General features: G+C 41.5%; 23 protein-coding genes and 1 riboswitch. Of the genes, 9 read left to right on the forward strand and 14 right to left on the reverse strand.

Annotated elements, in window-relative coordinates:
- Positions 1-180 precede the first annotated feature (180 nt).
- Positions 181-280, reverse strand: a riboswitch (guanidine-I (ykkC/yxkD leader).
- 44 nt (positions 281-324) lie between these two features.
- Entirely contained in the window at positions 325-2,682 is a 2,358-nt protein-coding gene (locus LC048_RS16155; RefSeq protein WP_306048097.1) for a sensor domain-containing protein, read from the reverse strand.
- 421 nt (positions 2,683-3,103) lie between these two features.
- Between LC048_RS16155 and LC048_RS16160 the strand changes: the two genes are divergently transcribed.
- Together LC048_RS16160 and LC048_RS16165 are read left to right on the forward strand one after the other, a co-directional pair.
- Positions 3,104-3,328, forward strand: coding sequence for a hypothetical protein (locus LC048_RS16160; protein ID WP_306048099.1), 225 nt, complete (start codon positions 3,104-3,106; stop codon positions 3,326-3,328).
- 6 nt (positions 3,329-3,334) lie between these two features.
- A complete protein-coding gene (locus LC048_RS16165; RefSeq protein ID WP_306050530.1) occupies positions 3,335-3,760 on the forward strand; it encodes a DUF3939 domain-containing protein in 426 nt (141 codons plus the stop codon).
- Between the two features lie 102 nt (positions 3,761-3,862).
- Here the strand turns inward: LC048_RS16165 and LC048_RS16170 are convergent, their stop codons facing one another.
- Positions 3,863-4,231, reverse strand: coding sequence for a YidH family protein (locus LC048_RS16170; protein WP_226599863.1), 369 nt, complete (start codon positions 4,229-4,231; stop codon positions 3,863-3,865).
- Positions 4,232-4,402: 171 nt separating this feature from the next.
- Between LC048_RS16170 and LC048_RS16175 the strand changes: the two genes are divergently transcribed.
- Together LC048_RS16175 and LC048_RS16180 are read left to right on the forward strand one after the other, a co-directional pair.
- Positions 4,403-4,528: a hypothetical protein gene (locus LC048_RS16175; protein ID WP_264188079.1), complete on the forward strand. Its 126-nt coding sequence runs from the start codon at positions 4,403-4,405 to the stop codon at positions 4,526-4,528.
- A gap of 35 nt (positions 4,529-4,563) precedes the next feature.
- Entirely contained in the window at positions 4,564-4,854 is a 291-nt protein-coding gene (locus LC048_RS16180) for an ArsR/SmtB family transcription factor (RefSeq protein WP_226600037.1), read from the forward strand.
- Between the two features lie 83 nt (positions 4,855-4,937).
- Here LC048_RS16180 and LC048_RS16185 read toward each other — a convergent pair whose 3' ends face one another.
- From LC048_RS16185 to LC048_RS16195, 3 genes are all read right to left on the reverse strand, one after another.
- Positions 4,938-5,861 carry a cation diffusion facilitator family transporter gene (locus LC048_RS16185; protein ID WP_306048101.1) on the reverse strand — a complete coding sequence of 308 codons (924 nt, stop codon included), beginning with the start codon at positions 5,859-5,861 and terminating at the stop codon, positions 4,938-4,940.
- A 170-nt stretch (positions 5,862-6,031) separates the two neighbouring features.
- Positions 6,032-7,444, reverse strand: coding sequence for a SpoVR family protein (locus tag LC048_RS16190; RefSeq protein WP_226599859.1), 1,413 nt, complete (start codon positions 7,442-7,444; stop codon positions 6,032-6,034).
- A gap of 68 nt (positions 7,445-7,512) precedes the next feature.
- Entirely contained in the window at positions 7,513-7,836 is a 324-nt protein-coding gene (locus LC048_RS16195; protein ID WP_226599857.1) for a DUF3889 domain-containing protein, read from the reverse strand.
- A 190-nt stretch (positions 7,837-8,026) separates the two neighbouring features.
- On the opposite strand from LC048_RS16195, the gene LC048_RS16200 reads away from it, so the two are divergent.
- The gene (locus LC048_RS16200; protein ID WP_226599855.1) at positions 8,027-8,281 is read left to right on the forward strand and encodes a YhdB family protein; all 255 of its coding nucleotides are present in this window, start codon (positions 8,027-8,029) and stop codon (positions 8,279-8,281) included.
- A gap of 100 nt (positions 8,282-8,381) precedes the next feature.
- Here the strand turns inward: LC048_RS16200 and LC048_RS16205 are convergent, their stop codons facing one another.
- The 4 genes from LC048_RS16205 to LC048_RS16220 form a co-directional block, all read right to left on the reverse strand.
- Complete coding sequence (locus LC048_RS16205; protein WP_226599853.1) at positions 8,382-9,041, reverse strand: response regulator; 660 nt, start codon at positions 9,039-9,041, stop codon at positions 8,382-8,384.
- 19 nt (positions 9,042-9,060) lie between these two features.
- Complete coding sequence (locus LC048_RS16210; protein ID WP_306048103.1) at positions 9,061-10,179, reverse strand: GAF domain-containing sensor histidine kinase; 1,119 nt, start codon at positions 10,177-10,179, stop codon at positions 9,061-9,063.
- A gap of 313 nt (positions 10,180-10,492) precedes the next feature.
- Entirely contained in the window at positions 10,493-12,238 is a 1,746-nt protein-coding gene (locus tag LC048_RS16215; protein WP_226599849.1) for a phospho-sugar mutase, read from the reverse strand.
- 817 nt (positions 12,239-13,055) lie between these two features.
- Positions 13,056-14,594 (reverse strand): bifunctional GNAT family N-acetyltransferase/carbon-nitrogen hydrolase family protein, encoded by a 1,539-nt coding sequence (locus LC048_RS16220; protein WP_226599848.1) that lies wholly within the window; start codon positions 14,592-14,594, stop codon positions 13,056-13,058.
- A gap of 276 nt (positions 14,595-14,870) precedes the next feature.
- Between LC048_RS16220 and LC048_RS16225 the strand changes: the two genes are divergently transcribed.
- Complete coding sequence (locus LC048_RS16225; RefSeq protein ID WP_371932072.1) at positions 14,871-15,314, forward strand: disulfide oxidoreductase; 444 nt, start codon at positions 14,871-14,873, stop codon at positions 15,312-15,314.
- Position 15,315: 1 nt separating this feature from the next.
- Complete coding sequence (locus tag LC048_RS16230) at positions 15,316-15,786, forward strand: thioredoxin family protein (RefSeq protein ID WP_226599846.1); 471 nt, start codon at positions 15,316-15,318, stop codon at positions 15,784-15,786.
- Between the two features lie 62 nt (positions 15,787-15,848).
- Here the strand turns inward: LC048_RS16230 and LC048_RS16235 are convergent, their stop codons facing one another.
- Positions 15,849-16,247 carry a YhcU family protein gene (locus LC048_RS16235; RefSeq protein WP_226599845.1) on the reverse strand — a complete coding sequence of 133 codons (399 nt, stop codon included), beginning with the start codon at positions 16,245-16,247 and terminating at the stop codon, positions 15,849-15,851.
- Positions 16,248-16,450: 203 nt separating this feature from the next.
- On the opposite strand from LC048_RS16235, the gene LC048_RS16240 reads away from it, so the two are divergent.
- On the forward strand, positions 16,451-17,371 hold the full coding sequence (locus LC048_RS16240) for an RluA family pseudouridine synthase (RefSeq protein ID WP_226599844.1): 921 nt from the start codon (positions 16,451-16,453) through the stop codon (positions 17,369-17,371).
- Between the two features lie 74 nt (positions 17,372-17,445).
- Here the strand turns inward: LC048_RS16240 and LC048_RS16245 are convergent, their stop codons facing one another.
- From LC048_RS16245 to LC048_RS16260, 4 genes are all read right to left on the reverse strand, one after another.
- On the reverse strand, positions 17,446-17,703 hold the full coding sequence (locus LC048_RS16245) for a GlsB/YeaQ/YmgE family stress response membrane protein (RefSeq protein ID WP_226599843.1): 258 nt from the start codon (positions 17,701-17,703) through the stop codon (positions 17,446-17,448).
- A 432-nt stretch (positions 17,704-18,135) separates the two neighbouring features.
- Entirely contained in the window at positions 18,136-18,918 is a 783-nt protein-coding gene (locus LC048_RS16250) for an aldo/keto reductase (protein ID WP_226600034.1), read from the reverse strand.
- A 299-nt stretch (positions 18,919-19,217) separates the two neighbouring features.
- On the reverse strand, positions 19,218-19,601 hold the full coding sequence (locus tag LC048_RS16255; RefSeq protein ID WP_226599841.1) for a DUF302 domain-containing protein: 384 nt from the start codon (positions 19,599-19,601) through the stop codon (positions 19,218-19,220).
- Positions 19,602-19,770: 169 nt separating this feature from the next.
- The gene (locus LC048_RS16260) at positions 19,771-19,953 is read right to left on the reverse strand and encodes an H-type small acid-soluble spore protein (RefSeq protein WP_306048108.1); all 183 of its coding nucleotides are present in this window, start codon (positions 19,951-19,953) and stop codon (positions 19,771-19,773) included.
- 147 nt (positions 19,954-20,100) lie between these two features.
- On the opposite strand from LC048_RS16260, the gene LC048_RS16265 reads away from it, so the two are divergent.
- Positions 20,101-21,924 carry a dihydroorotate dehydrogenase gene (locus LC048_RS16265; protein WP_306048110.1) on the forward strand — a complete coding sequence of 608 codons (1,824 nt, stop codon included), beginning with the start codon at positions 20,101-20,103 and terminating at the stop codon, positions 21,922-21,924.
- Positions 21,925-21,999 lie beyond the last annotated feature (75 nt).

Genomic DNA, 21,999 nt, shown 5'->3' on the forward strand with positions numbered 1-21,999 from the left:
GAAAAGCGCAAGCGGCTTGGTCAGCCCCGACAAGCGCTGGAGGTCCGAGCGGTGAAGTCGTTCTTTGACTTCATTGGGCGGACCGAAGCGACTCGAGGGGCTAGCCGCTGGAGCTAGAAACTAATCTAAGTTCAAAAATTTATACTTTCAGCAAAAAAAAACCGGAAGATATCAATCGATATCTCCCGGGTTTTTGTCCCTCCGTGTACACAGGGATTCCTGTGCGTCCTCTCTCGGACCAGTCCAGCAACAACGCCGCGGAACCCTAGAGAACTTTATATAAAAGGAATAATAACATAATCTGCACCTTCAGTCAAAAGAGCATCAAGTCTCCTGAAGCTCCTTATTCATCATTGCCTCATATTCATTTGATGGCACAGGCGGTGAATAGAAATAGCCCTGCACCTCTTGGCAACCCAGTGATTTCAACAGGTCTATCTGCGATGCCGTTTCAACACCCTCTGCAATGACCTTTAATTTCAGGTTCGTTGCCATGGAGACAATCGTTGAGATAATTTCTCGGTTTTCCTGGGAGTGTGAAATGAAGCTTTGGTCGATTTTCAACCGATCAACTGATAGTTTACTTAAATAGCTCAAAGAACTATATCCCGTTCCAAAGTCATCAATGCTCACTTCAATTCCAAATTCCCTTAAAGCCTGGAGCTGTGAATTAATACTGTCTTCCTTCTTGATCATAATACTCTCAGTCACTTCGATTTCAATCAATTCACCATAAAGATCGTACTCCTTAAGCGTATGCTGCATGAATTTCACGAAATCCTCCTGGTAAAAATGGATGATCGAAATATTGATTGAAGTACGAGGAACCTCGAATCCCTGTTCCTTCCATATGACAAGCTGACTGAACACTTGCCTGATGATTAATCTCTCAAGGGGTACGATTAAGTTTGCCTCTTCGGCAATCGGGATGAATACACCAGGAGGAATCATGCCATGACGAGGGTGCTTCCACCTAGCCAGTGCTTCAGCCCCTGTTATCTCATTCGTTGTTGCATTGTATTTAGGCTGGTAAAAGACGGTGAGAGCGTTACTGATTATAGCGTTCCGCAATTCATTCTCAAGCTCAAACTTATTCACGTTCTGATCCACCATGCCCTGGTCAAAGAACTGATAGTGGTTTGCGCCGTTTTCTTTTGCCTTATACATCGCCATGTCAGCGTATTTCAGCAATAATTCAAGGTTATTTGTATCTTCAGGATACTTCGAGATTCCAATACTTGCCGTAATCAGGAATTCCATGCCCTCAGCAAAAAGTGGTGACTGGAATTCTCGTACAATCTCATTGGCAATCTTGTCAGGCTGATTTCCCCCAGTAACAAGAATAGCGAATTCATCTCCGCCAATTCTTGCAACCAGGCATTCCTCAGGCACAACCTCTGCAAGCTTCTTGCCGATTTGCATCAAGATTTTATCGCCGAACGAATGACCAAAGGTATCATTGATTCTTTTAAAGCGGTCAAAATCAAGATAAATTAACGAAAATGCTTCATCCTTTATAAATAGTGAAGCCATTACTTTCTCTAAATTCCGTCTATTGGGCAAATTAGTAAGTTCATCATGATATGCCAGATACTCAATCATCTTGTCTGCTTTTTTCTGTTCTGTTATGTCCCTGACTATGCCAAAGACACCAACCGTTGTATTTTTCACGATAATCCTCACTGCTGTAATCCTCACGTCAGCATACGTTGAATCAGCCCTTTTAAGCGTGGTTTCTATTAATTTCGTCTCACCGCTAAGAACCTTCATGAAATACTTCCTGAGTTTCTTTTCTTCCTCGCTACCGCCAATCAGCTCAACGAAATGAAGACCAGCTAATTCATTGGCTATGTAACCTGACAGTTCCACTGCCTCTTTATTCACACTTAAAATATTTCCCTGCAAATCTACCCTGAACACAGAATCGGGGTTATGGCTGAACAAGGATAAATGAGATTGGACATTCTTCATGATAAGCTTTTCGCCAAACAGGTCAGGAACAAGCATGAATAGTAAATTTGCTGCTGCCATATAAATGAACGGTGTGAGGTAAGATTGGACTCCGCTTCCATCTGTAATCTCCATCATTGAAGTCAACGCGATATATGGAATGCCTCCAAGCGCCATGCCTCCAAGAACACTCCCCGTATATTTATAATTCTTTACAAACTCATAAATATCCTCATTTGTAATCTGCATTAAAAATCTGATCAGCGTGAAGGATGTAACCAATATCATTAAAAATGCCATAACTGATAATATTGGCTGGATCTCGATCGCTTCCCTGAAGATTACATAAAATGCTGCATACTCTGCCATCATGATGCTGGCAGCGATTAATAAGCTTGTTAATATGTACTGTGAAGTATTCGAAATGTCCCTTTGCGCTAAGCTCAACGCTGCATATGACCCAATCGCACAGATCCCAAAGAATAACAGAAAAAATAAATAAAAATTGTTCGTTGAAAATGGGACACCTGCCGAAATAATAACAAACAGATGGGTAAGCAAAAATGTTAGAGCCAAAAGAAGGGAATAAACAATCATTTTACGTTTCTTTCTATAGATGGCTTTTTTAATTTGCCTGCTGAACTCGACAGCCATTATTGAAGAAATGATTAAAAAAACGACAGTCAGAGCTATACTATTAAAGTCGAATATGTACATATGGGGAATAATCATCCTGCCCCTCATTTCTGTCTGGTTTATTTGCTTTCGTTGACTAGCGGTCAACGTATGGCAATTCCGGGAAAAAGATTGAAGCCTTCTAAATATTATACATTATTCACCACTAATTGACTTGAAATGGAAATAATTTTCATAATTTTCAAAACTACCTGTTACCATTCATAAGGTAAATTTTATATAATATAAGTAGAACCAATTGTTTCCTTTAATCACTCACCGATCCCTACATCAATCACCCGGTTAATCCATTCTCAAAAATATCACAAAAGCATAGACTCTAACTTTTATATCGACAAATCCTCAGATTTCTTAACTTAAATCCATGTATGATGATATACAAAGATATATCGCAGCATGTGTTACTGGATTGCTTTAAAATATGGGTACTTCCTGCCCTGGAAAGGAGGAGATTAGGATGGATAAGGAGAATGCCAGAAGAAACATCATAAATCGTTTGCCACGAACACCTGCCATAAGAGTCGCATCTGCAATAGTTTGGCCATTCATCGGTTTTCTGATTGACCTTGTGCTTGACATATTCCCATTCGTGACGGTATTAGGTTTCGTTGGAGGCTCGTCCCTATATTTTCTTTTAACTGCCAGGTCGAAAAAAACACAGAAGGAAACAGGAAAGGCATGACCAATTATTGAGACCAGCGTTGAGGAGATAAAAAAAGCAGTTCGCATTTATTCAGAACAATTGCCTAAAGGTGTCTACCGAACAATTCTAGTCGAGGAAGATAACAGAATTGATGTTGAGCAGCTTGCCCCAATTCTGAAGGGAATTCCAGCCCGAAACTTTTATATGTCAAAGGAAACATATGATATTTTCGATGAGGAAGAAAAAAATCTCGCCCTTACGATTGATAAAGTCCAAAAAGCAGTAGACCTCTATGTCAAGGAGCATAATGAATACCCAATGCTGCCTTATGATCCTTTAAACCGGGTGAACTATTTTCAGCTTTTGAAGGCTCATTGCCTTGACACCCAGCCAGAAATCGAGCTTTATATCACCAATTATGACGGTCTCGTAACCCATAAAAAGCCAAAGAAGAACAGCACAGGCAACTGATGAGCATTAATCTGGACCTCGGAATAGACAGTATGGTGCCCGCATTTCCGATGCACTCCCAAAGTCCAATTTCACATATGGCTGAAATGCAATGAAAAACTTTTAAAACAAAATGCTGACTAAATAAATACCGAGCAACAGGAAGATCAAAAAAATAATCCCTGTAGATATTTTTATCAGGTTACTTGATGAATTGAAGGTTTGGCTATTAATATTTTTCCGTACCGAAAAATAATGTGTTGTCGCAAAGAAGAGGATTATCAACCCAATAAGCAATGAGAAAATGCTGACAAAAACAGCAATTGTATCAGCAGCCTGGCTTACATTTCTAATATTATTAAAATGGAGGCTTGATGCCAAAAAACCAATCCCGATTATTGCGATTGATGTCCGCACCCAGGCCAGGTATGTACGCTCATTTGCAAGGTGCTGCTGGATATATTTTGATTCAAGAGTTTTATTTTCGTCCATCTTCATTACCTACTTTCCGCTTCCATTACCTAAATATTATCACTCAAATACCCATGTTCCTCTTCATCTGCTCATTCATCAAACACTATCTTCATGTTTTATTTTCCCTCCCTACCATGAATAGTTATTCATCATAAAAAGAAGCGTCCAGCGGTTCATGAGGCCTTTGACATGGATATCCAAGTCATTTTGCTGAATGGTCAGAAGCTAATGGATTCTTTATTCAACATAGAAATCACGGCTGCTTTTACTGCCGTGATTTCTCTTTCATCAGTTATAATAAAAGCAGGAGGCTGATTAACTTGGAAGAAAAAAATAATAACTCTCCTGGTATGGAGCTTGATGAGGAAACTTTATTCATCGTCTCACAGACTTTCAAAGCACTTTCAGATCCCACACGGCTCAGGATCCTTCACCTTCTGTTCCAGGGGGAACATTCGGTCAATGAAATAGCAGAAAAACTTACATTGTTGCAATCAACCGTTTCACACCAATTGCGCTTTCTAAAAAACCTCAGGCTCGTCAAATTCAGGAGAGAGGGTACCACGCTTTATTACACTCATGACGACGAACACGTCATCGACCTGTTAAAGCAAAGCATAGAACATGCCAGCCATCATTGATGGGAATGCCATCAATATTGGCCGGCATGTTTTTTTAGCTGTATAAAAAGTATGAATATATCCACAAAGATTAGTGTCCAGCTCTAATTGCAAGGTCCATGGGCGCAGGGGCATCCATGCTCTTCCCCTTCTACCTGCAGGGTGCTATGATCAATGCCAAAGCGGTCGTGCAACAGTCTTTGTGCTTTGTGGAGTACGCGGTCATGTGCTCCTTCCCCTTCGACGGCAATATGCCCGCTTAGCATTAAGACACCTGAAGTAATCGACCAAATGTGAACGTCATGCACATCTTTTACTTCAGGAATTTTCATGATTTCATCCTTCACTTCATCTAATTCAATCTCCTGGGGTGTGCCTTCCATCAATACATGGAAGCTCTCCTTGGTCACTCGCCAGCCGCTGATGATGATCAGAATCGCAACTGCGACGCTTGCAATGGGATCTGCAAGTCCCCAGTCAAAAAAGTAGATCAGCAATGCTGCTGTAATGGCGCCAACCGAACCAAGCATATCTCCCAGCACGTGAAGGAAAGCGCTTCTTACATTCAAGTTCTCATCTTTGTCTCCACTCATCAGTATCCATGCGGCGATGATATTGACAATTAACCCGATAACCGAAATCGTCAGCATTCCCATGCTTTGTACTTCTGGAGGATCTGTAAATCGTTGGTAAGCTTCAACAAAAATATAAATCGAGATGATAATTAGCGTAAGACCGTTTAAGGCAGCCGCAATGATTTCAAATCGTTTGAAGCCGAATGTCTTTGAATGAGTAGCCTTTCTTTCACCAAGCTTCATCGCGAACAAACTTAACCCAAGCGCAGCTGCATCACTCAGCATATGGCCTGCATCTGAAAGCAGTGCAAGGCTATTTGTGATTAACCCGCCAATCACCTCTACAACCATGAATGTGGCGATTAGAATAAAAGCCCAGAATAATGCCTTTTTATTGTTTGTATGACTATGGCTATGACCATGACCGTGGCTGTGTGAATGATTATGACCCATATGTGTTCCCCTCCTGTTCTAATATATGAATATATGCTCATATATATAATTATGACTCAATTGCAAAATTTGTTCAATAAAAAGCTTGTCTTTAATTTAAATACCTTATTATTATGGTTTTTACACCAAAAAAAATTAACCGCCGATAAAATCAGCGGTTATGTTTCTCCTTATATATACTTCCGATGGATTCCCTTCCCATCATAGGTGTAGAGCATCGTCCTGCTTTCTACGATCGTTTCGATATGGCATTTCCTGCCCCAAAGCTGATGGATATACGGCAGTACTTTTTCCAGGTACTTAATGTCCAGCTCGATGCCCTCGAAGCCGTGAGTTATATACAGCTCTCCATTCTTCAAGTAATCGCCGTCAGTCACGACCAAATATGGGAATCCGCCATTGACTCTCATGCTGACAAGCTGGTCGCGGACTTGTTCCCACGCTTTATCAACAACTTTGTATTCTCTTCCCTGTTTTTGGAAAAGGTACATATCTTCACGCATCACCAAATCTTTGGTCAAGTAATTGCGTAAAAACGAAATATCGGATTCGATTTCACGGACTTCAAACATTTTTTCCCGGCCTGATCCTGGTTTTACTCCACGCCGTTTCATTTCCTCAGTCGGGTTATTATAACGCTCTTCGATATCTTCAAAAATTTTGATTCCTAAATAATATGGATTGATTCCCGTTTTTGATGGCTGCACGACCCCGGCATTCAATTTTGCAAACTCGATTGATTCACCGCTCGTCAGGTCCATTTCCCGGAGAATCCTTTGGTGCCAATAAGAAGCCCAGCCTTCATTCATGATTTTTGTCTCAAGCTGCGGCCAAAAATAAAGCATTTCCTCCCGCATCATGGTCAGTATATCCCGCTGCCATTCTTCCAGCTCGCGGCTATAGCTTTCAATGAACAATAATAAATCTTTCTCAGGACGCGGTGGAAATTTCTTTTTCTTATTCCTATCTTTTGACTCTGTCTCTTTGGAATCAAGGCCCCAAAGATCATCATATGGAGATGCTGCTGACATTGTTTCTTCTTCCTCGCCCTCGTCTTCCATAGACCACGCCAGCTTCGGCCTCATTAGCGAAGGATCGATATGCTCTTCAATTGCTAATACCGCATCGAGAAATGATTCAACCTTTTGTTTTCCATGCTGAATTTCATAAATGCGGATTCTCTCTGCCGTTGCTGCCATGCTTTCGACCATATCACGCTTCGTATTCTGGAAACGCACATTATTTTTAAAGAAATCACAGTGAGCAAGGACATGGGCAACAATTAACTTGTTCTGAATCAACGAATTTGAATCCAACAGAAAAGCATAACAAGGATTTGAATTGATCACCAGTTCATAAATCTTCGAAAGGCCCAAGTCATAGTGAAGCTTCATTTTATGAAATTGCTTCCCAAAGCTCCAATGGGAAAATCTCGTTGGCATGCCATAGGCACCAAAAGTATAGATGATTTCTGCAGGACATATTTCATACCTCATCGGATAAAAGTCCAGCCCAAAACCTTTAGCGATTTCGGTAATTTCAGAAATGGCATATTGCAGTGACTTCTGATCTTCTGACACCATCTCTCCCCCTTTCATCTCTTACAACAATGTATGAGAAAAAAAGGAGAAAGATGAACAGGTTATAAACTTTACTGCTGCAGTTGTTCGGTAACAGAAAGGTTCAGTAACCTGTCATTTTTTACATCATGGGCGACTTGCACCGTGATAATAACCGTTTTTTTATTGACACGCACCTTGTATTGAAACGAGTCAAGTACCTGGCGATCGTCTATCTGCTTCCTGCCCATATACTTGTAATTCTGTACTGTCTTACCAGGATACTCCGCCCTGATTACTGTAGTAGCAATATTTCCATACTTTTCGTAATCAGGACTTTGAGCAATAGTATCTGCTCTTTGGATTCCCATTAACAAAATTAAAGATACAGTTATCGCAAACAAATACCTATTCATCAATACACCTCTTTTAGCTGCTCAGCTTTGAAACCCAGCTCGATATGTAGTCATACAAAGTTCATTTGATTGCCCAATTATACAGGTAAAACTTGAAAACCCCTGTAAACAAGGTCGTCCAACATTTTCTGAGGAAGTTCCGTGCTCAACTCCATATAATATTATCAACTCCTCATAAGGAGGATTGAGAATGAACAAAACGGATTATGATCGTGCTTTATATTACACGCACCGATCCCAATGGGATAACCTGCTCATCCTCATGGTCAGGACAGAGGACCAGTTCCTAGCTAAAAGGATTGAACATTTTCTCCACGCTTACAACTTTGAAAAAGATTATGCTGTCATAGAGAAACGCCTGTATTCCCTGCTCAGATATATCGACCACGCAAATGAAGCCGCCGGCGATGACTACCTGGAAACCGCTGTTACCGGCTCGATTTAACAAGAGAATTCCACCAAAAAATAACACGGCCACCTATATTAAGGTGCCGTGTTTATTATTTTTTATGCTGATTGCCATTGTAAATTAATGGTTTGTTTTTTCAAGCGGAAGGAGGTTTTTGTTCTAAGAGGCGATTCCGGACAGCATATAATGCTGCCTGAGTCCGATCTCCCAATTCCAATTTTGCCAGGACATTCGAAACATGAGTTTTAACTGTTTTTTCCGTAATATACAATGAAGCTGCAATTTCTTTATTGCTTTTGCCGCTGGCTATTTCTTTCAGCACCTCCAACTCACGCTTTGTCAGCTCATTAAGCAGTTTTCTTTCTTGGCGGTTATTGCCGGATAGATGCGATAACACAAGTGAAGTCGCTTTTGGGTGAAGCTGATTTTCACCACCCATGATTCTTACTATTGCTTTTACCAGTTCATCTGGCTGGATGTCCTTAAGCTGATAGCCAGATGCACCTGACTCTATGGCTGGAATCACATGCTCCTGATCTGCATAGCTTGTCAGCATCATGATTTTAATAGCGGGATTCTCTGCCTTGATAATTTTCGTCGCCTCAATCCCGTTCATAACTGGCATGATTAAATCCATTAAAACAAGGTCCGGATTTAAAGTCTTAGCAAGCTCAACAGCTTCCTTTCCATTGCCTGCTTCCCCGACAATCTCTAATTGTTCCTGTGTCCTCAGGAAAAAAACCAGCCCTCGTCTTACCACATGGTGATCATCGGCAATCAGGATTCTAATTGTCATCACCCATTCCCCCTTTTAATCATATCGGGATCCTTACTAAAATCCTTGTTCCTTCCCCAGGCTTACTGTGAATTCTAAGCTCTCCCCCAAGCGAGGAAGCCCTCGTTTGCATGCTTTTCAAACCTAGTGATGGAAGTTCCTGTTCAGGATTAAAATTAAATCCTGAACCATCATCCTGAATCTGCATATCTACCTGAGCACTGGTCGAATTGAGTGTTAAGTGAACTCTGTCGACCTGGGAATGTTTTTTGCAATTAGCGAGCGCTTCCTGACCAATTCTCCAAAGCGCTTCCTCCACTATCCCTGGAAGGCTTGAAACTCCAATCACCTTTGTTTCGAGCGGCAAATCCAGCATCTCAGCATATCCCGCAAGTGCGCAGATGATACCGTTCTCGAGACCCTGGGGGCGCAATTGCCAGATTAGCGCCCTCATCTCCCCTTGCGCTTCCTGCGCCAGATCCTGTATATATGAGAAAGTATCTTTCAGTTCCGGAGTATTCGCCATTTCAGTGCCAGCTCTTGCCGTCAAACTTAGTGAAAAAAGGAGTTGATTCACTGAATCGTGCAAATCCCTAGCCAGGCGGTTCCGCTCAGCTGCCAACGCCAGATCCTGCTCCTGCTGGGCAAGCCTTATTCTTTTTATAGCGGTTCCAATCTGGAATGCAATTGCCTCAAGCAAGGCAAGTTCATCCTTTTTAAAATGAATTTTATGTGGTGAGCCTACATTCATGACTCCGAACTTTTCATTTCCGGCTCTTAATGGGACTGTGGCATGGTGAGTCAAACCATTCGTTTCGCCGGTTCGATTGTTGATTGCATCCTCGAGCCTTTTACATTCGAAGATGTTCGTCGCTTTATTTAATCTTCCATCGTTATAGCGGTCAACACACCAGCATCCACCCTCACACATTGGAGCAAAATTGTCCATAGATAATGCAGGAGGCAACTCCACCTTTGCAGCCAGCTTGTAGTCACCCTGAGCGTCAATGAGAAAGATCCATCCTGTCTCAAGTCCAGTTATATGCAGCAGCCTTCTCAATACTTCGGCAAGAACAGCATTGAGCTCTGTGCCCTCGTTTAATAATTCGGCAATTTCCTTCAAGATACCGATATCCGAATTCGCTTTACCCCCAGTCATCCAATCCCCCCATTTTCATTTATTATATCTCTAACCTAAAAATTTCGCTTTTGAAAAAAGTTTGAATTTTCCTCATTCAAAAGTCGCAGATAGACCTTTTCATAAAATTTGTTGCTTTCTCAACCAAAAGTTAAAACAGGCACCTTTTTGAAAATCACAAAAAAATCCGAAGAGGAAATTCCTCTTCGGACTCTGCCATTTAGCAATAGGATAATTCTGTATAAGAGGATGGATGACTATTTCATCAATCTCTACTTGTTTTTTAACATTGCGATTTCTGATTTCTTGCTCTCATCTGTCTCTCTAAATTGGTTTACAGGTTTTTGGCAGCTTCCATATTATTTTCGACTACCTCCATGAAATCCTGTTCTATTTTTTGGAGCTTCTGCTTGCTTTCAGCCAGGCTCTTGTCATTCACACCAAAATAAAACTTAATCTTCGGCTCAGTCCCGGATGGGCGAAGGCACATCCATGTGCCATCCTCAAGATAGTATTTAATAACGTTTGAAGAAGGAAGCTGGATTTTTTCTTCCTCATTGTTTTCATTCACTCTTACACCTGTTAAATAATCTTCCACTGCTGTTACTTTCAACTTACCAAGCTGCTTAAGCGGCTCCTGGCGGAAGACTCCAAGTGTCTTCTGGATCAGCTCCGCACCCTCTTTACCTTTTAACGTCAGGGAACGAAGTCCTTCCAGGTAGTACCCATACTCCTCAAAAATACTAAGAAGCGCTTCGTACAAGGACATGCCCTTCTTTTTATTATATGCGCAAACCTCAACAGCTAACATTGCCGCCTGGACTGCATCTTTATCCCGGGCAAAGTCGCCGATTAAGTATCCATAGCTTTCTTCATAGCCAAACAGGAACTTATACTCTCCTGAGTCTTCATACTGTTTGATTTTTTCAGCTATGAACTTGAATCCAGTCAGGACGTCGATTGTTTCGACTCCAAATGATGAAGCAATCTTGCGGCCAAGTTCGGACGTTACTATTGTTTTGAACACGACTCCATTCGCTGGAAGGGTTTCTTTCTCTTGCTTTTGCTTTAGGATATAATGCAGCAGCAACGCTCCAGTCTGGTTACCTGTCAGGACAACATACTCCCCATCCTGATTTTTTACGGCGATTCCAAGACGATCAGCATCCGGGTCCGTAGCGATCAGCAAATCTGCATCGATTTTCTTTCCTTCACGGATTGCCAGTTCAAATGCGGCATGCTCTTCCGGATTTGGACTTTTCACTGTAGAGAATTCAGGATCAGGAAGCTCCTGCTCTCTTACTACCGTGACATTCTGGTATTTCAGATTAGTAAGGATATTGCGCACAGGCATATTGGCAGTGCCGTGCAGCGGTGTGAACACCACTTTTACATTGGCTTCATCTGCCAGCGTCGGATTTTCGGATATCGTCATCAGTTTCTCAAGATATGCCCGATCCACTTCAGGGCCAATCATCTTGATCAAACCTTTTTCCTTCAACACTTGCTCGTCCATTACCTCGATGGATAGTTCATTTTCGATTTCATTAACCTTGTCGATCACTTCATCAGCGCTATCCGGAGGCAGCTGGCCGCCGTCTGGACCATAAACTTTATAACCATTATATTCAGGCGGGTTATGGCTGGCGGTAATGACGATTCCTGCATATGCATGCAGGTGACGTACCGCGAATGACAGCTCCGGAGTAGGCCTTAATTCTTCAAAAACATATGTCTGGATACCGCGTGTTGCCAATGTCTTCGCAGCTTCCATCGCAAATTCAGGAGATTTATGACGGGAATCATAGGCGATTGCCACGCCACGCTGCTTCGCTTCATTCCCTTGTTCTTCTATGTATGCTGCCAGGCCTGCTGACGCTTTGCGGACAGTGTATAAGTTCATACGGTTTATTCCAGCACCAATCTCACCGCGCATTCCACCAGTCCCGAATTCCAGGTTCTTATAAAAAACTTCTTCCAAATGCTTCTCGTTTTCTTTAAATGAGTCCAGCTCAGCTTTAAGCTCCGGATCCAATCCAGTAAAACCAAGCCATTTATCGGCACTCTTTTTCCAATCCATCAAATGACCTCCCAAAAATAAGATTTTAATCTTACAGCTAATTATAAAACAAGATAGAGTCTGATTGATAAATTTTTGTTATTTTATTTGATGGAGCTTGATTTGGTGCTGGAACTCTAAATTGAGGGTTATTGGCGACCCCCTATTCCAGTTTATAGGATTACTGGTCGGCAATCGGGTTCATTGGCGATCTATTTTTCCAGTTCCTGTTATTTCCTGGCACCAATCGAGTTCATTGGTGATCTGTTTTTCCAGTTTACGGGATTTCCGGGAGCCAATCGGGTTCATTGGTTACCCCTTTTTCCAGTTTACGGGATTTCCAGGAGCCAATCGGGTTCATTGGTTACCCCTTTTTCCAGTTTACGGGATTTCCAGGCGCCAATCGGGTTCATTGGTCATCTTTTTTTCCAGTTTCTGTAGTTTTCCGGGGGCCAATCGGCTTCATTGGTGTTCCGTTTTTCCAGTTTGTGTTAATTACAGTCGTCAATCAGGTTTATTGATGATTAATTTTTCCGTTTTCTGGTATTTCCGATAGCCAATCGAGCTTATTGGCAACCTTTTTTTCCAATTTCTGCGATTTATAATCTCCTATCGGTTTATTTGCGCTCCATTTTCCAACTTCTGTTAATCCCGGTCACCAATTGGATTCTTTGGTGACCTACTTTTCCAGTTCCTGTGATTTTTGGTTACCTATCGACCTATCAAGAATCTTTTTTTCATATTCGGTTAATCCCAGGCATCGGCCTTCTGGGTGACCTCTGAAAAAAAAAACACTTGGAGAATAGAAACCTTTTCTCCAAGTGTTTAACTGGCTACCCTACTTCTTATGTTCAATTCGGTAAATATCATGCCTTCGGTCTTTCAGCTGACGGACTGTGCCATCCTGGCGCTGGCGCCGCAGGATTTCGAGATCGACATCTCCAATCATGACCATTTCAATATTCGGGTTCGTTTCACCGACAATCCCGTCCCTCGCGAATTCGAAATCAGATGGCGCGAAGATTCCGGACTGAGCATATTGGATATCCATGTTTTCTGTTTGCGGCAGGTTGCCGACAGTACCAGATATGACCGTGTAGACCTGGTTCTCGACCGCTCTTGCCTGGGCGCAGTAACGGACCCGCAAGTAACCCTGGCGATCCTCGGTACAAAACGGTGTAAAAATGATTTTCGCTCCCATATCAGTCGCAATCCTTGCAAGCTCAGGGAACTCGATATCATAACAAATTTGGATTGCGATCTTGCCGCAGTCTGTATCGAACACCTTCAACTCATCTCCGCGGCTGATGCCCCACCATCTGCGCTCATTTGGCGTGATATGAAGCTTATACTGCTTATCAATCGTCCCATCACGGCGGAACAGGTAAGAGATATTGTATATTTCGTCATTTTCTTCTTTTACCAAATGCGAACCGCCAATGATATTCACGTTATAACGGACGGCCAGATCGGTGAAAAGCTCGATGTATTGCTCTGTATATTCTGTCACTCTGCGGACAGCTAGCGAAGGTGATTTCTCATCCATGAACGACATGAGCTGTGTCGTGAAGATTTCCGGGAATACCGCAAAATCTGAGCCAGCATCTGCAGCGACATCCGTAAAGTATTCAACCTGGTGTGCCAGATCTTCAAATGATTTGATTTTCCTCATCATATACTGGACAACGCAAATCCGGACTGGGTTGCTGGTTTTATAGAATCTCTTCGATTTGGGCTGATAGTCAACATTGTTCCATTCCATCAGAGTCGCGTATTTATTGGACTGGAGGTCGTCCGGCAAATAATTAGGGTTGATCCTCATCAGTGTAAAGTCATTCCTCAGCTGGAATGACAGCACTGGATCATAGATTTTGTGTGATGCGACTTGTCGCACATACTCACGAGGTGACATTTCCTCTGCATGCAGATGGTAATTCGGGATTCTCCCGCCAATGATGATACTTTTCAGGTTCATCTGTCTTGCTAGGTCTTTCCTGGCTTCATACAAACGGTAGCCAACCTTCATCCTCCTGAATTCAGGATGGGTCATGACTTCGATTCCATATAAATTATAACCATCTGGATTATGATTCGTGATGTATCCTTCATCTGTGACATCATCCCAGCTGTGGCGATCATCATACTCATCAAAGTTAATAATCAAACTTGAGCAGGACCCAACTACTTTCCCATCATACTCCGCGACAAATTGGCCTTCCTGGAAGATTTCAAGGTGGCTTTCAAGCTGGTCACGCTTCCAAGGCTCCATGCCGGGAAAGCAGCTGTTCTGCATCTTGATGATCTCATCAATATCCTCCTGCTTTGTATTGCGAATGATCATTCTTTTCTCAAATTTGGACAAATCCAATTCACTCATATTATTCCTGCATCCTTTCAATAAAAAACCGCTTATTTTTAAGCTTTTAATATTACTGCTTATGTAAAAATTAACTGCCTATATTTCATCATCTTATCCCTATACCCTAAAACAAGCCAATATAATACTCTTTATATAGCTTCTCCTTTTATATGGTGAAAAATTATTTCACATAATGTTAATTGAATTATTTTATTACATTACTTAATATGTAATGAGAGATAGTTGTTTCTTTTATAAAGAAAGTTTAAATAGAGATTACATAGCTTAGGGGAGATTAGCTTGAAAGAGAAGAAAAAAGATTCGAGGGAGTCGTATTTATTTGCGGCTTGGGCAACATCGATCATCGCCATGTTCGGCAGTTTGTATTTCTCGGAAATCCGGCAGTATGAGCCTTGTCTGCTCTGCTGGTATCAGCGAATCCTGATGTATCCTTTTGCGTTGATACTGGGGATTGCCGTTGTCAAAAAGGATTATAGAATTTCCTTTTATACGATGATTATGGCAGCTGTCGGCGGATTGATATCTCTGTATCATTATTCCTTGCAAAAGGTACCATTCATGGCTGACAATGCTGATACTTGCGGGAGAGTGCCTTGTACAGGCCAATATATCAATTGGCTTGGTTTTATCTCCATCCCATTCCTGGCTTTAACTGCATTTATCATTATTTTTACATTGAGTCTGATCATCTGGAAGAAATCTAAGGAGGAAGCGTAATTTGAAAAAGGTCATAGTATTTCTATTAATTATCGTTGGATTATTCGCAGCATTATTCTTTCTAAATAAAGCACAAAATGAGGAGAAATCTGAGGGGAATCCGTATGGGAAAGACACTCTTCATCCAGAAACTGTCAAGCAGTTGGATGATGAGAACTATCAAAATATCATTTTGCCTGAAGAACTGGATGAAAAAATTGAAAACGGTGATGATGTAACTGTCTATTTTTACAGTCCCCTTTGCTCACACTGTGTACGCACGACTCCTGTGGTAGCACCTCTTGCAAAGGATATGGAAGTGGATTTAGTACAGTTTAACCTTGAAGAATTTAAAGACGGCTGGAATGATTATGGCATCGAATCGACTCCAACCATTATTCAGTACAAGGATGGAAAAGAAGTCAACCGAATCGTTGGCTACCAGGAAGAAGCGACCTTTGAAAACTGGTTCAATGAAAACACTTTGAAATAACATCAAAACGCCTGCGAATCGCAGGCGTTTTCATTTAAATTTGCTTTTCATGTTTATGGCTCTTAAAGTAACAGTCTATTGGCGGCTTTCGTATAGGTACTGATATAATCTAGATGAACATGCTTGGAGTCACAAAATTGACCGTAATTAAACGGGAAACAAATTCCGTAGTCTGTCAATGTCTGGACATTTTTACGGAACATGGACTGATATTTTTCCGGAATATGACCAGACTCCAAAATAGAGATCAATGTCTGCATGCTTGTGATTACCTGGAAAGCATCACCAAGGGTACTGAATCTCTCGAACTGCTCAGGTCTTGTATGTAATACTTCAAGCGTTTCAAATTCATGAATGTCTTCATCTGAAAAGTACAATGGAAAAATATCGGTATAAAAATACCTTGCCAGTTCTACTACTTTTTCTTCTTGTCCGGGTGTAGACGCAAAAACTATTTTCAATGTTCGACCCACCTTTTTAAGCCCTTTGTAATCTATTCGTAATATATATACCTAGAATAACATATCCATTCCATTTTTCTGGGTGGTAATTATGACCATGCATGCGGTAAAAGTTGACAGAAATAACTATTGAATGCAAACGAGTTTACTATGAAATTTTTATAGTGCAGATTAAATCTAAAATACCAAGTCAGGAGACAAATATGATACATACTAACAAAAAAGGCGAATGGTTTGAGCTGGTCATTCCCGCTGAATGGGAAAAGCACACTCTTGAAACACTTTTCAAGGACTTTTGGAAAGCTCCGAAAAAAATGGTCCATCTTTTAAGGACAGAAAAGAACGTCCTGATTAATGGAAATGTTCCTGATTGGACACTCCTCCTTAAAAAAAACGACCGCTTAAGCATGAAGCTTTTTACTGAAGAAGATATTCCCATCATCCCTGAATACTTGAATGTTGATATCATTTATGAGGATGACCATCTGATCGTATTCAATAAGCCTGCCGGAATGGATACACATCCAAACGAACTCGGCCAGGTAGGCACCCTTGCGAACGCAGCTGCATTCCATATGCAGTCAAATGGAGAAATTACCCGCTCCCGTCATATACACAGGCTCGACCGGGAGACTACAGGAGCTGTACTTTTTGCTAAAAACTCGTTCATTACAGCGATACTCGATAAAATGCTCGAGGAACGTGCCATCAAAAGAACCTATTTGGCTTTGGCTGACGGAATCATTAAACAGAAAAAAGGAACCATCAATAAACCAATTGGCCGTGACCGTCATCATCCAACAAGAAGAAGAGTTTCGGAAACAGGGCAGCAGGCCATCACCCACTTTAAAGTACTGGAACAAATAAAACAGAAAGACCTGACCCTTGTCCAATGTACACTGGATACCGGCAGGACCCATCAAATCCGGGTGCATTTCAGCGCGATTGGACATCCACTGGCCGGAGACAGCCTATACGGCGGAAGCGATACAGTTTACAGACAAGCGTTGCATGCAGTAAAAATGGAATTCACCCATCCGTTTACACAGGAAAAAATAATCTGTCACGCTCCTTTTATCGACAAATCACCGATATTTTTTAATATTGATCCCTATGAGATTTAAAAGTTCTTAATAGGAACGGATAAAAAACCACAAAAAAAAATCCTTCCGACGTGGAAGGATTTTTTTATTAGTTATTAGTCAGCTTTACGCATGCTCTTCATTACAAGGCTGACGATGAATACTAATGCAATCGCACCAATCAATGCAGGTACAATCGCAAAGTCAGCAACTACTGGTCCCCAGTCTCCAAGGATTGCTTGTCCAATCCAAGCACCTACAAAACCAGCGATGATGTTACCGATGATACCGCCTGGAATATCTCTACCCATAATCAATCCTGCTAACCACCCAATAATACCACCAATAATTAATGCCCAAAGAAAACTCATCATAATAAAATTCCTCCTTTAAGATATAGATGTACTTTACAAATAGTAATAGTGCTTGGGGTCTTACACCCTTTTAAAGAGTTCAACTGCAGTGATGTAATAGTAGCTATGCTGACATTCATTGCTTCCCGGGAGCTGAACAGCTTGCTCTAACCTTATATTACCTCAATTTCCATGGTGTTAAACCAGGGGGTTCTGCAGTTTAACAAGCAGTGCTCTAAGATGTTGAATCATGTTGCTTTCTGCTTGTACATCTACATTACCACCCACAGATTATTTTAAAACCTACCTGGTGATAATTTGGCCTTTAACATATATCATGCAGTATTCTCTTTCTTTTAATGTAACCACTTCCCAAAATAAAAAACGGACTAATTTAAATTAAGTCCGTCATTGTAAAAAATCTTATTTATACACTTCTCTTTTTCACCTGTTTTAAAAATCAATATGGTCAGGGTCTCCCCCAAATCGGTGGTCTTGGTTAAGTCCATCTATCTCTTCCAGCTCTTTTTGACTCAGCTGAAAATCGAATATTTCTGCATTTTCTTTTAACCTTGTCGGTGTGACTGATTTAGGGATCGGGATAATTTGATTTTGCAGGTGCCACCTTAAAATGACCTGGGCAGGGGTCTTGCCGTGCTGTTCAGCAATCTTTCCGAGCACAGGATCATCCAGGAATCTCCCTCTGGACAGGGGCGACCACGCTTGCACTTTTATATTATTTTGCTGACAGAATTCCCGAAGATCAATCTGGGATAACAAAGGATGAAGCTCCACCTGATTAATAACCGGTTTTTCTGCAGCATGGCTCAGAAGGTCTTTTAAATGATGGATGTTAAAATTGCTTACACCTATGGCCTTGACTCTGCCATCGCGATACAACTTTTCGAGAGCGCGCCAAGTTTCCAAGTACTTTCCTTTTACAGGCCAATGGACAAGATATAGATCCAGATAATCCAGCCCTAATCTTTCCATACTATCTTCAAAGGCCTTCAAGGTATTATCATATCCCTGCTCCGAATTCCAGACTTTAGTTGTGATAAACAACTCATCCCTTGGGATTCCGCTGTTTCGGATGCTTTGACCGACACCCTCTTCATTCCGGTAAAAAGAAGCTGTATCTATGAGCCTGTAACCAAGGTCAAGCGCAGTATGAATCGTTTGTTCGAGATGTTCACCTTCCTCGACTTTATAGACACCGAGGCCAAAAGCCGGCATTTTCACTCCGTTATGTAATTCTATCGTATCAAAAATGCTCACTGTGAATTCCCCTCCTTATCATCCATTCTATTCCTCTATAAACTGGAATACAAATCAAAACGGCTGCCAATCTGACAGCCGCTAAATCTATATAAACGGCACATCGGCCGAAATTTTCCGTTTTGATTAATCATTAAGTTCCCGGCAAAAATTTGTCCTAAACAACCGGACAATACAATTTCCAAAAATGGGCTTATCCTATTTTTCATGGCGCATAAAAAGCCCGGAATAAACTTCCGGGCTTCAAGTAGTTAAAATTATTTAATATTGTCAATTGCACCAATCAATCTTTTTTCAATATCTGCCGCAATTGCTTGCAAATCTTCATTTTCCACAAATTTAATCAGTTCCGTAGGCTTTGGAAGGCCGACCTTGGTTGTACCATTATCTTTATACACTACAATTTTGCAAGGGAGAAAATAGCTTACGATAGGATTCTTTTCCAGTACCCTTTTTGCTTCATGCGGATTGCACACTTCAAGGATGATATAGTCGCCGTCAAGTTCGACACCTTTACCAGCTAATGTTTCCTTCATATCCAAAGACCAAAGGACACCGAATTTCTCATCTTTCAAGCTTGCTTCGAGTGCAGATACTGCTTCATTCATTGACTTGTCCACTTCAATTGTATAATGGAACATGTTCATCTCTCCTCTCATTTTAAAAAAATACCTCATTTTTATAGCAGATAAACCACTATAGGTATTGTAAATATTGTGCCATAGGAAAAAACCGCCGTACACTATTTTGCATTCCGGCGGTCAGTATAATTTAGCAAGGAAATACTTGCCTCTATTGAATAATCGGTGCTTAAGATCTTTCCTGCAGTTCCGAAATCTCCACAGTTGTCCTTTCTTCCATTGGTCCACGCAGATGGACAGTGGCAGTGCGGCTGTCCTCATTCAGATGGTCAATCCACACGGATGCACCGTTATAAATCACATCTATTTCGGCAGATGATGACAGTATTTGTCTTACGCGATTCAAATCCATATTCCTACCTCCACAATCAATTTTCTCCACTATTTTTGCTAGAAGCTTATGTTTTTATTCTCTTGTTAAAATTATATATGACTGACTGCCACGGAATGGACAAGTTGCGTTAGAATATATGTATATCCATAAATTCTGGAGGTCATTATGCCTGATTGGTCCTATCACCCATTATTTAAACCATGGCTGTCTATTTTGCCTGGAAATGCAGGACGGGAAATCATCCACCGTGGAATGTCTGCCATTTCACAGCTTCCCGGGGGCAGGCCCTTCATTGAGTTTCTTGGGCATATGTCTCCCTCGGAAAAATTAAACCGAAAACTGTTCGGGCTTCATTTCGATAGCCCGGTTGCGTTAAGCGGGAAGATTGACCCAAGATTATCGGGGATCAAAGCCTTTCAGAATCTAGGGTTCGGTGCAATTGAAGCAGGTCCAATCACCAGATTTCCGAGAGAGCCCGAAACTTCAGCATTTCTTTCAAAAGCAAACGATGCCTTGATTCTCCCTGAACATACCGAGACAATCGGACTCACCGCCACGAAAAGCAAATTGACAAAACCACGGACAGTGCCTGTTCTGATTCGACTCGAGGAACCGTTAATCCTTGCTCAGCACCTTAAGGATGAGGGTGATGCCTACATAATCGAAATTGATTCAATTGAAAGCATCTGGGATCTTACACATATAAAAACGGTCCTGGAAAATAAACCGATCCTTTTAGCAATCAGTCATTCGACTGTTGATGACAATTTCTTGAAGCTAAAATCAGCAAGCCATTTTGTGGATGGAATCATGATTGAAGAGGATCGTACTTTAATAAATGGCAAACAGGTCTTGCCACTTCAGCAAATAGATGGAATGTTCCATGCACTGAACATCATAAAAAATGAAATTGATTTACCGGTTGTTACTTCCGGAGGTGTTGACGAACCCGCCGATGCGCTCTCCCTTTTTAAGTCGGGTGCGGAGCTGGTCTTTCTATCCGGAGGCTATGTCGCCTCCGGACCGGGTTTGCCAAAAAGGATAAATGAAGCGCTTCTTGACGAACTAGGAGACAAGAGGAAGGAGCTTGCAGGCTGGATCTGGTATTGGCTATTCGGACTTTTCATCCTGCTTGGAGGAGCTTTGATTTTATTCTTCAGTTTCACGAAGGTCATCCTCTCCTATGATGAAGCATTCATGCAAATGACGAGACTGGAATTGATGGCATACAACCCTAATCTTTATAAATTTATGTCACATGACAGGATGACACTCGCCGGCACGATGATATCCGGAGGCTTTATTTATATGCAACTTGCTCGTTATGGCATTCGCTATGGGATCCACTGGGCAAAAAGAGCTTTTGATATCGGAGCGATTACAGGTTTCCTGGGAATCCTGCTTTTTCTTGGATTCGGATATTGGGATTGCCTCCATGGTTTGTTATGGCTCGTTCTGCTGCCTTTTTACATTGCTGGCTATATAAAGACACGCTCAGCGGATCAATCACCATCTTCAAAAAATCGTACAAACCATTCATCCTGGAAGAAAGCCGTATATGACCAGCTCTTATTCGTCATCCTCGGTTTCTCCTTTGTACTCGGCGGAATTGTGATATCGACTATAGGGGTGACATCTGTCTTTGTTGATACCGATCTGACTTATATCTGCATGACACCAGATCAAATGAATGAATTGAACGAAAAACTGATCCCCGTCATTGCGCATGATCGCGCAGGGTTTGGCAGCGCGCTCTTCAGTGTTGGTTTACTTGTACTAACGCTGTCGCTTTGGGGATTCCATGAAGGATCTGCCTGGGTATGGAGGACTTACCTGATTGGAGGAATACCCGCTTTTGCAGCAGGTATTTTCACGCACCTGTATATAGGTTACATCGATTTCATCCATTTGCTGCCGGCCTATTTTGCATTGGCTCTTTATATCGGCGGGTTATGGCTTACGAAAGATTACTTCAGACCAAAAAGTTGAATTAGGACTCATTTTGAGTCCTTTTTTAATTGGGTGAAAATGTTTTCTTTGTGTGATAATAATTAATAAAATAAT

Origin of the sequence: Mesobacillus subterraneus (assembly GCF_020524355.2) — a bacterium.
Lineage (GTDB): Bacteria > Bacillota > Bacilli > Bacillales > Cytobacillaceae > Mesobacillus > Mesobacillus subterraneus_C.